The following is a 13,631-nucleotide window of genomic DNA, read 5'->3' as shown; positions in this document are numbered from 1 at the left end:
AGAGATAGACGAGAACCCTATGGGTAAGGCAACCGGTTTTCTCGAGTTCGAGCGCCAGCATGAGGCGTACGAAGCACCGCTCACGCGCGTGAAGCATTACAAGGAATTCGTGGCGGCGCTCTCCGACGCCGACGCGAAGATCCAGGGCGCACGCTGCATGGACTGCGGCATCCCGTTCTGCAACAACGGCTGCCCGGTCAACAACATCATTCCGGACTTCAACGACCTCGTGTTCCGCCAGGACTGGAAGAGCGCGATCGACGTCCTGCATTCCACGAACAATTTCCCCGAGTTCACGGGCCGCATCTGCCCGGCGCCCTGCGAAGCGGCGTGCACGCTCGGAATCAACGACGACCCGGTCGGCATCAAGTCGATCGAGCACGCGATCATCGACAAGGCCTGGGCCGAAGGCTGGGTCGCGCCTCAAGTCGCGAAGCACAAGACGGGCAAGAAGGTTGCCGTGGTCGGTTCGGGCCCCGCGGGCCTCGCCGCCGCACAGCAGCTCGCGCGCGCCGGTCACGACGTGACGGTGTTCGAGAAGAACGACCGTATCGGCGGCCTGCTGCGCTACGGCATCCCCGACTTCAAGCTGGAGAAGTGGCTGATCGACCGCCGCATGCGGCAGATGGAGGCCGAAGGCGTGACGTTCCGCACCAACGTGTTCATCGGCCGTGGCGAGTTGCCTGCGTACATCGGCAACACGGCGAAGGAAACGATCTCGCCGGACGAACTGAAGGACCAGTTCGACGCCGTGGTGATCGCAGGCGGTTCGGAAACGCCGCGTGACCTGCCGGTGCCGGGCCGTGAACTCGAAGGCATCTACTACGCCATGGAGTTCCTGCCGCAGCAGAACAAGGTCAACGCCGGCGACAAGCTGCCAAACCAGCTGCTCGCCAAGGGCAAGCATGTGGTCGTGATCGGCGGCGGCGATACGGGTTCCGACTGCGTGGGCACCTCGAACCGTCACGGCGCGAAGAGCGTCACGCAGTTCGAACTGCTGCCGCAGCCGCCCGAGGAAGAGAACAAGCCGCTCGTGTGGCCGTACTGGCCGATCAAGCTGCGCACGTCGTCGTCGCATGACGAAGGCTGCTCGCGCGACTGGTCGGTCGCCACCAAGCGCCTCGAAGGCAAGAACGGCAAGATCGAGAAGCTGATCGCCGCACGTGTGGAGTGGAAGGACGGCAAGATGGTCGAAGTGCCAGGCTCGGAATTCGAAATGAAGGCCGATCTCGTGCTGCTCGCCATGGGCTTCACGCAGCCGGTTTCGCCGGTGCTCGAAGCATTCGGCGTCGAGAAGGATGCGCGCGGCAACGTGCGTGCCTCGACCGAGGGCGAGAAGGCGTACTACACGTCGGTCGACAAGGTCTTCACCGCCGGCGACATGCGCCGCGGCCAGTCGCTCGTGGTGTGGGCGATCCGTGAGGGCCGTCAATGCGCGCGCTCGGTCGATGCGTACCTGATGGGCAGCTCGGAGTTGCCGCGTTAAATCCGGTGCGTCCCGCTATTCGCTGGGACGCACGGGAGACGGCAGGAGACACGAAGCCAGAAAGCCGGGCATCCGCAAGGATGACCCGGCTTTTTTACGTCTGCGCGCGAGAGGATTACCATGACGCGATTGCCCGACCGAACGAGGCCCGCCGATCATGTCCGAAGCCCGCGAGACCGATCGTGACACGCAGCAATGGCGGCGCTGCTTCATCGCGCTTTCGCCCACTGCGGCGTCGCGCGATGCGCTCGCCGCGCTGGACGTGCCGCCCAATGCGCGGCGCGTGCCCTATGCGCAACTCCATCTGACAGTGACGTTCATCGGCGCAATGTCGTTCGACCAGGGACACGTGCTCTCGCGGCGGCTCGCCGAGCACGCGCCGCTCCTCCCACCCGCTGAAGTCACGCATATCGAATGCTGGCCGGGACGCGCCCATCCGCGCCTCATGGTGGCCGTGCTCGCGATGTCGGATGCGTTCACGGCGCTCGACTGGCACGTGCGCTCACTCATGGGAGACGTGGGATTGCCGCTCGACGCACGAGCGTTCCGCCCGCATGTGACGCTCGCGCGCTTCGCGCGCGACGCCGTGGGCGCGCCGGCGCCAAGCGGCGGCGAAGCGCTGCCGCCGTTGTGCTTCGAGTCGCTGGTGCTGTATTCGAGCACGCTGGCGAGGCAGGGCGCGCGCTACGAGGCGTTGGCGAGCGTCGCGCTCGATTGAGGTGTCGCCCTGCGTTGGAGTCTCGACCGACGCTTAGTGGCGATACCGCGCCAGCGTCAGTCCATCGAGATCGATTTCCGGCACGCGCTGCGTGACGAGGTCCGCGAGCACGCGGCCCGAGCCCATCGACATCGCCCAGCCCGTCGAGCCGTGCCCGACGTTCAGCCACAGGCCATCCACGCCCGACGTGCCGAGCAGCGGCGCGCCGTCCGGCACCATCGGCCGGCGCCCCACCCAGAATTGCGCCGACGAAGGCGTCGCGGCGTGCGGGAACCAGTCGTCGAGCACCTTCATGAGCGTTTGCAGCGCCTGCTCGCGCAGCGTCGCGCGGTGGTCGCCCAGTTCCGCCGTCCCCGCCACACGCAGATACGGGCCGAAGCGCGTGATCGCCGTCTTGAGCGACTCGTCCATGAGCGCGGCGCGCGGGGCCTTCTGCTCGTCGACCACGGGCAGCGTGGCCGAATAGCCTTTCACCGGATACAACGGCACGCGCACGCCAAGCGGCGCGACGAGCGCCGCGCTCTCCACGCCCAGGGCGACCACCACGGCGTCGGCGGCGAGCGTGTGGGGCGTGTCGTCGGTGGGCTCGCTGCGCTCGGCCGGGCGCAGCACCTCGGCCGGCGCGCGGCGCTGCTCGCGCCGGTCCTTGCGGTTGTTGGCCGTGCGCCGCCCGGGCACGGCGCGCACGCGCACGCCGTTCACCTTGCCGCCCGCGGCTTCGAGCGCGAGCACTTCGGTATCGAACAAAAACGTGACGCCGCGTGATTCGCAGACGGAGCGCAGCTCGCGCGTGAAGCGTGCGCAGTCGCCGGCCTCGTCTTCCGGCAGATAGACGCCCGCCACCGGTTTCACACGTGACCACGCAAGCCCCGGCTCGACCTGCGCGCAAGCGGCGGCATCGAGTTCGCGATAGACGATGCCCGCATCGCGCAGCACGCCGAGCGCCGGTTGCGCGAGCTCGAGGTCGTAGTCGCTGCGAAAGAGCTGCAGATAGCCCTGGCTGCGCCCGTACTCGAACGCGTGCGTGGCGCGAAAAGCGTGCAGGCATTCACGGCTGTAATAGGCAATGCGCTGCATGCGCTGCTTGTTCACGCGAAAGCGCGCGAGATCGCATTCGCGCAGCCAGCGCGCGATCCAGCGCCACTGCGCGGCATCGAGCGTGGGCCGGAAGATCAGCGGCGAGGTCGGCTTGAGCAGATACTTGATGAGCTTCGCGGGCATGCCGGGCGCGGCCCACGGCGTGACATAGCCGGGCGCGATGACGCCGGCGTTGCCGAAGCTCGTGCCGAGCGCGACGCCCGGTTCCCGTTCGACGACCGTGACGTCGCAGCCTCGTTCGCTCAGATAGTACGCAGTAGCGACGCCGATCACACCGGCGCCGAGGACGATCGTTTTCATGCCGGTCGCACAACAGGGAGGGACGGTCGGTATTGCAGCATGTTCGCGCTCATCGTGCAGTGGACTCCGCAGACGCTCGCTCGCTCCCGGCAGCAGGCACTTCCTCGGTCAGCGTCTTGCCCTTCGTCTCCGGCAAGCACAGCGCCGCGACGATCACGAGCAGATAGCCCGCGCCGGCCACCACGCCGATCGCCTTCACGAGCGAGGTGGTTTGCGCGAATGTGCCTACGAGAATGGGGAAAAACGAGCCGAGCCCGCGTCCGAGGTTGTAGCAGAAGCCCTGGCCCGAGCCGCGGATCGCGTTGGGGTAAAGCTCCGAGAGGTACGCACCCACGCCCGCGAAAATGCCTTGCACGACGATGCCGAGCGGAAAGCCGAGCAGGAGCATGGCGGTGTCGGTGATGGGCAGCATGGTGTAGGCCATGCCGAGCGCAAACGAGCCGATGGCGAACAGGATGAACGACGCGCGCCGGCCGATCCTGTCGCACAGGATCGCGCCGACGATGTAGCCCGTGAACGAGCCGACGATCAGCACGATCAGATAGCCGCTCGTGTTGAACACCGAGAGATGGCGCACCGTCTTGAGGTAGGTGGGCAGCCAGGTGGTGATCGCGTAGTAACCGCCGAGCATGCCGGTGCACAGCGCGCTGCCGAGCAGGGTGGTGACGAGATGCGCGGGCGCGAAGATCTGCATGAAGTGGCTTTGCACCGCGCCGCTTTCGCGCGCACGGCGTGTGGCGACGAACACGTCGGGATCGCTCACGTTGCGGCGCACATAGAGAATCCAGAGCGCAGGCACGATGCCGATCCAGAAGCACGCGCGCCACGCGTATTCCTCGGGTAGCAGGGCGAAGAAGGCCCAGTACAGGATGGCAGCCGCGCCCCAGCCGAACGACCAGCTGCTCTGCACCGTGCCCACGGCTTTCGCGCGATGCTGCGGCGAGCGGATCGTTTCGGCCATCATCATCGTGACGACCGTCCATTCGCCGCCAAAGCCGATGCCCTGCAGCGTGCGCGTGGCGAGCAGTTGCCAGAATGAATGCGTGAAGCCGGAGAGGCAGGTGAAGAGCGCGAAGGTGGCGATGGTCCACTGCAGCACGCGCACGCGGCCGTAACGGTCGGCGAGGATGCCGGCGAGCCAGCCGCCGACCGCCGAGGAGATCAGCGAGCTGGTCGCGATCATGCCGGCCTCGCTCCTGGTCATGCCCCAGGTCGCGATGAGCGTCGGGATCAGGAACGAGTAGATCATGAAGTCGAACGCGTCGACGGCGTAGCCGCCGAATCCCGCATAAAGCGTGCGCCGCTCGCGCGCGTTCAATTCGGTGAACCAGTGAAAGTAGCCCATCGCGTGTCTTCCCCCATATTTGTTGTGCGCGCAACGAACCGGGCTGAGCGGCCCGTGCTGCGCAAGCGACCCGGCTGGCGCAGACGCGTTGGGTGGCGTGTGCGCTTGACGCTGGCGGGCTGCGCGGTGCGACGCCGCCCGTCTCCGGTGTGCTGGAGGGGTATTTTACGGTGCGAAACCGCGCTGAGGCGAGGGGCAATTTGGGGGCGCCCGCTATCGTTGTATTCCGATATCTAGTTCGATAGCGAGCGAACGATGGCGCGCGGGAACCGCAAGGCGCTAGAGCGTGAGCCCGCCATCGACATGAATCACCTGGCCGGTGATGTGGCGCGCGGCATCCGAGAGCAGGAAGGCGATCAGTTCGGCGACATCGGCGGGATCGGCCACGTGGCCGAGCGGCGTTTCCTGTGCCGCACGCTCCCACACCGGCGCGTTTTCCGGCGCGGGGCCCTTGTCCTTGCGCGTATAGCCGGGCGCGACGCAGTTCACGGTCACGCCGTGCGGCGCCAGTTCTGCCGCGGCGGTTTTCGCCAGCGATTCGAGCGCGGCCTTCGCGGCGGCGGTGGCCGCGAAGGGCGCGCCGGCGCGGTAGCGGTGCGCGACGAACGAGCTCAGCGCGACCACGCGGGCGCCCGCCGAGCGTTCCAGCGCCGGCTGCGCGCGTTGCACGAGCCCGGCGAACGCGGCAGGCATGGCCGCGAAAGCGCCTTCGAGCGACGCGGCGTCGAGCGCGGCGAGCGTCTGGCGCTGCGCGTGCCCGGCGTTGGCGACGAGCTGGTCGAGCGAGCCGAAGCGCGTGAGCGTGGCGTCCACGAGCGCGCTCGCCTGGCCGGCCAGCGCGAGATCGCCGTACGCGGTGGCGCAGGTCGAGCCGCGCTGTTCGCACCCGGCGGCAACGGCGGCGAGCCGGGCGCGCGATGCCTCATCCGCGCCGCGCGTGTGCAGCATCAACGCTACACCCGGCGCCGCGAGGCGACGCGCGAGCGCCGCGCCGATGCCCGAGCCCGCGCCCGTGATCAGCACGACGCGCAGCGCGCTTGCGCTCACGCGGCAACCCGCTCTTCGGGCATGCGCTCGATCTCGAGCGTTTCGTGGTGGTACGCCGCGAGCGACTCACGGTGCGCGACGCTCACGATCGCTGCCTTGGGCAGACGTTCCATGAACAGCTTGTAGAGACGGCTTTCGTTGTCGGGGTCGAGCGCGCTCGTCGCTTCGTCGAGGAACAGATAGTCGGGCTTGTGCAGCAGCACGCGCGCGCCCGCAAGGCGTTGCTGCTCGCCCGGCGAGAGCACGCGCGTCCAGTGCGCCGATTCGCCGAGACGATCCACGTACTCTTCGAGGCGGCAGGCGCGCAGCGCTTCGCGGCAGTCTTCGTCGCTGTAGTCGTCGGCAGGCGACGGGTAGGTGAGCGCTGCCTTGAGCGTGCCGATGGGCAGATAGCTCTGCTGCGGGATGAACATCATGCGCGCATCGACAGGCGCGTCGATCGAGCCTTCGCCGAAGGGCCAGAGGCCCGCGAGCGCGCGCATCAGCGTGCTCTTGCCTGCGCCCGAGGGGCCGCGCACGAGCCAGCGCGAGCCCGGCTTGATGGCGATGTCGCGCACTTCCGAGAGCGGCGTGCCGTTGGGCAGCGAGAGCTTGAGATGCTCGGTGGCGAGCTCGTTGTTGTCGATGAAGTGCAGGTTGATGCCGCCGTGCTCGGTGGCGGGCGAGACCGATTCCTTCAGACGCGGCGAGTGCACCACACGCACGAATTCGCGCAGACGATTCACGGTAGCGCGCCATTCGACCAGCGTGGAGTAACTGTTGATGAACCACGAGAACGAGTCGCTCACGGTGCCGAACGCCTGCGAGATCTGCATCAGCACGCCGAACGTGAAGGCGCCCGCGAAGTAGCGCGGCGCGGCCACCACGAGCGGGAAGATGATGGCTATCTGGCCGTAGAAGCTCAGCACGAAGGTGAGGCGCTTCGTGTATTTCATCACGCGCCACCAGTTGTCCTTGATGTGCGCGAAGAGGCCCTGCGCGTTGCTGCGCTCGGTGTCCATGCCGTCGTAGAGGGCGATCTGCTCGGCGTTTTCGCGCAGGCGGATCAGGCCGAAGCGGAAGTCCGCTTCCACCTTTTGTTGCTGGTAGTTGATCGACACGAGCGGGTGGCCGACCTTCTGGATCACGAGCGAGCCGAACACGGCATAGAGCGCCGCGGCCCACACCATGTAGCCCGGAATCGCGAGCGGCTGCCCACCCAGCGTGACGGTGAGCGCGCCCGCGAGCGTCCACAGGATCGTGATGAACGAGATGAGCGTGACGACCGTCGAGAGCAGGTCGAGCGTGAGCGAGAGCGTGGTCGTGGCGAACGACTGGAGGTCGTCGCTGATCCGCTGGTCGGGGTTGTCGGCGAGGCGGTCGCGCTCGATGCGGTAGAACGCGCCCTTGCCGAGCCACTCGTTCAGGAACCGCGTGGTGAGCCACTGACGCCAGCGAAAGCCGAGCATCTGGCGCAGATAGCGGCCATACACCGCGAGGATGATGAAGCCGAACGCCAGTTCGGTGAAGGTCATCAACAGCGGCGGGAAGCGCTTGACGTCCTTGGCCTGCAACGCGTTGTAGAACTCCGCGCTCCAGCCGTTCAGGCGCACGTTGATCCACACGACGAGCAGGTTCATCACGATGATCGCGACGAGCAGGCCCCAGGCGATCCAGCGTTCCTCGGAGACCCAGTAGGGCTTGATCAGGCTCCACGCGGTGATCTTCTGATGCTCGTTCTGATCGGGCGTGGCGCGGGCAGGTTGGTTGGTCATGTGCGTCCTGAAGGTGTGGCGGCCCGCTGGGGGCATGCGCCGCGCGCCGCACGGCGGCAGCGTTGCAGCGATTTTTGCAGCGATTCTGTCGTCGGGCGCTTAAGTGAGTCTTAACGGGCCACAGGCGGAGCCAAAACCGGCGCGAGGCGTGGAGACAAAAGCGCACGCTGGCGCCGCCGTAGCGTGGCGCTCATTGTCTCACCGCGCGGGCTCGCGAGGCGAAAGAGGCGGGTTCAGGGCATTGTGCCAGACCACGCCCCCCGGTTCCGCCGAGGTTTGCGGGCCGCGCGCGTTTTGTGGTCTAATCGTCGTTGACGAAACAGGGGTGCTTCACCGGTATGCCGGGCATGCCGCCAGTGAGGCTGAGAGAAACCCTTTGCACCCGATCCGGGTAATACCGGCGCGGGAAGTTTCCAGAAAGTCTTACCGGAGCGCCCAGCCTGGGTTTTGAAAAGGCGGGGGCGCCAGGATTCCCGCCGGGCTGCGCTTTGGGCGCCTGGGTTCGTATACGCATTCCGTATCGGGCCGTCTGCGCCGCATAGCCTCCACGGTCGGCCTTGCCAGCCGGTTTCGTCCTTGGGTACGTCTGCTGCTGCCGTACGGAAAGGATACGATGACCGCCTATTCTCTTTGTTCCCCGATTCTTATCGCGTTCGCCTTGCCGTTCGCCTTGCGTGACGGAGCGTCGTCATGAGCCGCGCCCGCAACCCTGACGTGGGCAGCGTGCCCGACTTCGCCGTGCTCGGCGGCGGCCTGAGCGGCCGGCTCGTCGCATGGCGTCTGGCCGGCGAGGGCCATCGCGTCGCGCTTTACGAGCGCGGCGGCCCCGAAGGCGGCGAAGCCGCAGCCTGGGTCGCGGCGGCCATGCTCGCGCCGCTCGCGGAGGCTGCCGTCGCCGAAATGCTCATTACCGAGCTGGGCGTCGCATCGCTCGAAACCTGGCCGCGCATTCTGGCCGAGTTGCCGGAGCCCGTGTTCTTCCAGCGCAACGGCACGCTCGTGGTCTGGCATAGCGCCGATCGCACCGAAGCGCCGCTCTTCGAGCGCCGCGTGCGCGCCAACGCGCCGCGTTCTCTCGCCGATGCCAACTTCGTCGCGCTCGCCGGTGCGCAGCTCGACGCCGCCGAACCGGCGCTCGCGGGGCGCTTCGCGCGCGGCTGGCTGCTCGAAGGCGAGGGCCAGCTCGACAATCGCCAGGCCCTGGCCGCTCTGGCGGCGGGGCTCGCTGCGCGCGGCGTGGAAACCCACTGGCACACCACGGTCGACGAGGCCAATCCGCCGCCCGCGCGCGTGACGATCGATTGCCGCGGGCTGGGCGCCAAACCTGCGCTGCCGGGGTTGCGCGGCATTCGCGGCGAAGTCGCGCGCGTGCACGCGCCGGGCATCACGCTCACGCGCCCGGTGCGGCTCCTGCATCCGCGCTATCCGCTCTATATCGCGCCCAAGGAACACGATGTCTTCGTGATCGGCGCGACCGAGATCGAAGGCGAGGACCGCTCGCCGGTGAGCGTGCGCTCGGCGCTCGAACTGCTGAGCGCGGCGTTCGCGGTGCATCCGGCGTTCGGCGAGGCGCGCATCCTCGAGTTGAACACGCAGTGCCGCCCGACGCTGCCCGACCACCGCCCGGCGCTCATCTGGGACGGCAAGACCACGTTGCGTGTGAACGGTCTCTATCGGCACGGCTTCATGATCGCGCCGGAAGTCGCCGACGAAGCCGCGCGCTTCGCCCAGGCGCTGCTCGACGCCCGCGTGAGCGATGCCGAATCCTTCGAGTCGCTGCGCCGCGCGTCTCGCTGGGGCGACATGCTGCACGCGCAGGGCGCGCACGAGCCGGCCTGACGCCTCACCAGAAATAATCCGCAGTTTGAGAACGTATTTGCCATGGACATTCAAATCAACCAGAAGCCGATCACGCTGCCCGAGGGCGCGACTGTCGCCGATGCGCTCACCGCATTCGGCGCGCGTCCGCCGTTCGCCGTCGCGCTGAACGGCGATTTCGTGGCGCGTACCCAGCATGGCGCGCGCTCGCTCCAGGCGGGCGACCGCCTCGACGTCGTGAGCCCCGTGGCCGGCGGCTGAGCCTCGCTCGCCCAGGCCACCGGTCGCGCGCATCGCATACACGGCGAGCGCGTTCACGACACCGCCAAGGATTCCAACCCATGACCACCACAACCACTGCCGACGCGCTCACGCTCTACGGCGAAACCTTCGCGAGCCGCGTGCTGCTCGGCACGTCGCGCTATCCGTCGCTGCAATCGCTCGCCGACTCCATGGCTGCCGCGCGCCCCGGCATGATCACCGTCGCGCTGCGCCGCCAGATGAACGAGGGCACCGCCGAGGCCGGCTTCTTCGATCTGCTCAAGCGCCACGGCGTGCCGCTCCTGCCGAACACGGCCGGCTGCCTCACCGTCAACGAGGCGGTGACGACGGCGCACATGGCGCGCGAAGTCTTCGAAACCGACTGGATCAAGCTCGAACTGATCGGCGACGACTACACGCTGCAGCCCGACCCGGTCGGCCTGATCGAGGCCGCGTCGCGCCTCGTGAAGGACGGCTTCAAGGTGCTGCCGTATTGCACCGAGGACCTCGTGATCGGCCGGCGTCTGCTCGACGCCGGCTGCGAGGCGCTCATGCCGTGGGGCGCGCCGATCGGCACCGGCAAGGGCGTGATCAACCCCTACGGCTTGCGCGTGCTGCGCGAGCGCTTGCCCGATGTGCCGCTCATCGTCGATGCGGGCCTGGGCGTGCCTTCGCACGCGTGCCAGGTAATGGAGTGGGGCTTCGACGGCGTGCTGCTCAACACGGCCGTTTCGCAGGCCACGCACCCCGAGGCGATGGCGCGCGCGTTCGCGCTGGGTGTCGAGGCGGGGCGCGCCGCGTTTCTCGCCGGACCGATGGCCGAGCGCGAAGCGGCGGTCGCGAGCACGCCCGTGGTCGGCATGCCTTTCTGGCACCAGGATGGAGACAAGCGATGACTGAAACGCTGCGCCTGCAAGACCGCGAACTGTTCTGGCCGCCCGCCGACGAACTCACCGAAACGGCGGAGCGCATCCGCGCGCGCCTGGGCGACTGGCAGCCCACGCATGCGCCGTGGCGCATCTGTCTCACGCCGCCCGACGCGCCCAACGGCGGCGATCTGATCATCGTGACCGACGCGGCGCCGCATCTGGCCAACATCGCGCGCTGGATGACCGACGGCGCGGGCGTGATCGAAGCCGCGGGCGAAAACCCGAAGGCGGCGCGCGCCACGCTGCATCTGGGCGGCGAGCGCTACGCGCTCGAAGGCGAGCTGGCGGAAGACTGGATTCCGGCGCTGGCGGCGTTCCTCGACTGCGGTTTCGATCCGCACGACGCGCTCGTGCTCGCGCTCGCCTGGCGCGACGGCGACGAGCAGCAGGCTGACGCCTGGCCCGTCGACATCGAGCGTTTTCCGCGGGTGTTGGGCCTGCCCGACGCGCCCGCACAGCCGTTTGCGCCGTGTCCCGCGAAGCTTGGCTTGTATCCCGTACTGCCCACGGCCGACTGGGTCGAGCGCGTGCTCGACTACGGCGTGAAGACGGTGCAGTTGCGCAGCAAGCAGCCGAAGTCGCCGGCGCTCACGAACGAAATCGAGCGCTGCGTCGCGGCGGGCCGCAAGCACGACGCGCAGCTCTTCATCAACGATCACTGGCAGGAGGCCGTCGCGGCCGGCGCATATGGCGTGCACCTCGGCCAGGAAGACCTGCGCGAAGCCGATCTCGGCGCGATCGCGGCGGCGGGCGCACGTCTTGGCCTCTCGACGCACGGCTACTTCGAGATGCTCACGGCGCTTCACTTCCGTCCGAGCTATCTCGCGTGCGGCGCCGTGTTCGCCACCACGACCAAGGCCATGCCCACGGTGCCCCAGGGCCTCGCGCGTCTTGCCCGCTACGTGAAGCTGCTGGACGGCGTCGTGCCGATGGTGGCGATCGGCGGCATCGACGGCAATGTGCTGCCCGAAGTGCTCGCCACGGGCGCCGGCAGCGCGGCGGTGGTGCGCGCCGTGACCGAGGCGGCCGACCCGGCTGCCGCGGTTGCTGCATTGCGCAACGCGTTTACGCAATAATGGTCCGCCCTGGCTTCGGGCTGCGCCGCGAGCGCGACCCGGGGCCAAGGGGGCCGCAACCCGCAGCAGCGGGCGCTTGCGGCTTACATCGGCGGGTCCGGGGGCGTCACGGCAGGTTTTCCACGATGGCCCTATAATCCCGCCTTCGTGTAAATGGACTGTCAGACCACGTGCCCTCAACCTCTGAGACCCTCCTGGAGCTGCGCGACGTCGACTTCGGCTACGGCGACCGGCTCGTCCTGTCCGGACTGAACATGCGCTTCCCGCGCGGTCGGGTCGTGGCAGTCATGGGCGGTTCCGGTGGCGGAAAAACGACAGTGCTGCGCTTGATCGGCGGCCTCGTTCGCGCCCAGCGCGGCCAGGTGCTGTTCGGCGGCCAGGACGTCGGCGCGCAATCGCGCGACGGCCTCTACGCCCTGCGCCGCAAGATGGGCATGCTCTTCCAGTTCGGCGCGCTCTTCACCGACATGTCGGTGTTCGAGAACGTCGCTTTCGCCCTGCGCGAGCACACCGACCTGCCTGAAGAGCTGATCCGCGACCTCGTGCTCATGAAGCTCAACGCCGTCGGCCTGCGTGGCGCGCGCGACCTCGCGCCTTCGGAAATTTCCGGCGGCATGGCGCGGCGCGTGGCGCTTGCGCGCGCCATCGCGCTCGACCCCGAACTCATGATGTACGACGAGCCGTTCGCGGGTCTCGACCCGATTTCGCTCGGCATCACCGCGAATCTCATCCGCACGCTCAACGACGCGCTCGGCGCAACTTCGATCCTCGTCACGCACGACGTGCCCGAGTCGTTCGCGATCGCCGACTACGTGTACTTCATGGCGAACGGGCGGGTGCAGGCGCAGGGCACGCCCGCCGAGCTGCGCGCCTCGACCGACCCGATCGTGCGCCAGTTCATCGACGGCGCGCCGGACGGCCCGTTCCGCTTCCATTACCCGTCGAACCTGCCGCTCGAAGCGGACTTCGGCATTGGCGGAGGCCGCTCATGACCGGTGCCATCAGCTCGATCGGGCGCACCGTGCTCGAAACGATCGCGCGCGCGGGGCACGCCACGCGCTTTTTCGTGCGCCTCGTCCTCGAATTCTTCCCGCTGCTGCGCCGGCCGCGTCTTGTCACGAAGCAGATCCACTTCGTCGGTAATTATTCGCTCTTGATCATTGCCGTGTCGGGCCTGTTCGTGGGCTTCGTGCTCGGTCTGCAAGGGTATTACACGCTCAACCGCTACGGCTCCGAGCAGGCGCTCGGGCTGCTGGTCGCGCTCTCGCTCGTGCGTGAGCTCGGGCCCGTCGTCACCGCGCTGTTGTTCGCGGGCCGCGCGGGCACCTCGCTCACGGCCGAGATCGGCCTCATGAAGGCGGGCGAGCAACTCACGGCCATGGAGATGATGGCGGTGGACCCCGTGCGCGTGGTGGTCGCGCCGCGCATGTGGGCGGGCGTGATCGCCATGCCGATTCTCGCGGCCATCTTCAGCGCGGTCGGCATTCTGGGCGGCTATGTGGTGGGCGTGCTGCTGATCGGCGTGGACGCCGGCGCGTTCTGGTCGCAAATGCAGGGCGGCGTGGATGTCTGGGCAGACGTGGGCAACGGCGTGATGAAGAGCATCGTGTTCGGCTTCGCTGTGACGTTTACCGCGCTCTATCAGGGCTATGAGGCGAAGCCCACGCCCGAGGGCGTGTCGCGCGCGACTACCAGGACGGTCGTGTACGCGTCGCTCGCGGTGCTCGGCCTCGACTTCCTGCTCACCGCGCTGATGTTCAGCTAAAGAGGCCGGGCTGCGACCCGGCCGCGCGGCGCGC

At 68.0% G+C, this 13,631-nt stretch carries 12 protein-coding genes and 1 riboswitch; of the genes, 8 read left to right on the top strand and 4 right to left on the bottom strand.

The window, feature by feature from the left end; translation table 11 throughout:
* Positions 1 to 19 precede the first annotated feature (19 nt).
* Entirely contained in the window at positions 20 to 1,486 is a 1,467-nt protein-coding gene (locus AB3X99_RS35125) for a glutamate synthase subunit beta (protein ID WP_069268240.1), read from the top strand.
* Between the two features lie 157 nt (positions 1,487 to 1,643).
* Positions 1,644 to 2,204 carry an RNA 2',3'-cyclic phosphodiesterase gene (gene thpR, locus AB3X99_RS35120; protein ID WP_069268241.1) on the top strand — a complete coding sequence of 187 codons (561 nt, stop codon included), beginning with the start codon at positions 1,644 to 1,646 and terminating at the stop codon, positions 2,202 to 2,204.
* A gap of 33 nt (positions 2,205 to 2,237) precedes the next feature.
* On the opposite strand, the gene AB3X99_RS35115 is transcribed toward thpR, so the two are convergent.
* The 4 genes from AB3X99_RS35115 to AB3X99_RS35100 form a co-directional block, all read right to left on the bottom strand.
* The gene (locus tag AB3X99_RS35115; protein ID WP_368619597.1) at positions 2,238 to 3,602 is read right to left on the bottom strand and encodes a D-amino acid dehydrogenase; all 1,365 of its coding nucleotides are present in this window, start codon (positions 3,600 to 3,602) and stop codon (positions 2,238 to 2,240) included.
* A gap of 49 nt (positions 3,603 to 3,651) precedes the next feature.
* A complete protein-coding gene (locus tag AB3X99_RS35110) occupies positions 3,652 to 4,947 on the bottom strand; it encodes an MFS transporter (protein ID WP_368619596.1) in 1,296 nt (431 codons plus the stop codon).
* Between the two features lie 279 nt (positions 4,948 to 5,226).
* Complete coding sequence (locus tag AB3X99_RS35105) at positions 5,227 to 5,994, bottom strand: SDR family NAD(P)-dependent oxidoreductase (protein WP_368619595.1); 768 nt, start codon at positions 5,992 to 5,994, stop codon at positions 5,227 to 5,229.
* The gene (locus AB3X99_RS35100) at positions 5,991 to 7,748 is read right to left on the bottom strand and encodes an ABC transporter ATP-binding protein/permease (protein WP_069268243.1); all 1,758 of its coding nucleotides are present in this window, start codon (positions 7,746 to 7,748) and stop codon (positions 5,991 to 5,993) included. The genes AB3X99_RS35105 and AB3X99_RS35100 overlap by 4 nt, the downstream gene beginning before the upstream one ends.
* Before the next feature lie 311 nt (positions 7,749 to 8,059).
* Positions 8,060 to 8,174: riboswitch (TPP riboswitch) on the top strand.
* Positions 8,175 to 8,438: 264 nt separating this feature from the next.
* On the opposite strand from AB3X99_RS35100, the gene AB3X99_RS35095 reads away from it, so the two are divergent.
* From AB3X99_RS35095 to mlaE, 6 genes are all read left to right on the top strand, one after another.
* The gene (locus AB3X99_RS35095) at positions 8,439 to 9,587 is read left to right on the top strand and encodes an FAD-dependent oxidoreductase (RefSeq protein WP_069268244.1); all 1,149 of its coding nucleotides are present in this window, start codon (positions 8,439 to 8,441) and stop codon (positions 9,585 to 9,587) included.
* Between the two features lie 42 nt (positions 9,588 to 9,629).
* A complete protein-coding gene (gene thiS, locus AB3X99_RS35090) occupies positions 9,630 to 9,827 on the top strand; it encodes a sulfur carrier protein ThiS (RefSeq protein ID WP_069268245.1) in 198 nt (65 codons plus the stop codon).
* A gap of 80 nt (positions 9,828 to 9,907) precedes the next feature.
* The gene (locus AB3X99_RS35085) at positions 9,908 to 10,723 is read left to right on the top strand and encodes a thiazole synthase (protein WP_069268246.1); all 816 of its coding nucleotides are present in this window, start codon (positions 9,908 to 9,910) and stop codon (positions 10,721 to 10,723) included.
* Positions 10,720 to 11,832 carry a thiamine phosphate synthase gene (thiE, locus tag AB3X99_RS35080; RefSeq protein WP_368619594.1) on the top strand — a complete coding sequence of 371 codons (1,113 nt, stop codon included), beginning with the start codon at positions 10,720 to 10,722 and terminating at the stop codon, positions 11,830 to 11,832. The genes AB3X99_RS35085 and thiE overlap by 4 nt, the downstream gene beginning before the upstream one ends.
* Before the next feature lie 170 nt (positions 11,833 to 12,002).
* The gene (locus AB3X99_RS35075; protein WP_028206560.1) at positions 12,003 to 12,824 is read left to right on the top strand and encodes an ABC transporter ATP-binding protein; all 822 of its coding nucleotides are present in this window, start codon (positions 12,003 to 12,005) and stop codon (positions 12,822 to 12,824) included.
* The gene (mlaE, locus tag AB3X99_RS35070) at positions 12,821 to 13,597 is read left to right on the top strand and encodes a lipid asymmetry maintenance ABC transporter permease subunit MlaE (RefSeq protein ID WP_342949830.1); all 777 of its coding nucleotides are present in this window, start codon (positions 12,821 to 12,823) and stop codon (positions 13,595 to 13,597) included. Before AB3X99_RS35075 ends, mlaE begins: the two co-directional genes overlap by 4 nt.
* Positions 13,598 to 13,631: the final 34 nt, after the last annotated feature.

Source organism: Paraburkholderia sp. BR10882 (assembly GCF_040948855.1).
GTDB lineage: Bacteria > Pseudomonadota > Gammaproteobacteria > Burkholderiales > Burkholderiaceae > Paraburkholderia > Paraburkholderia nodosa_A.
This window is presented reverse-complemented; position numbering and strand designations above follow the sequence as displayed.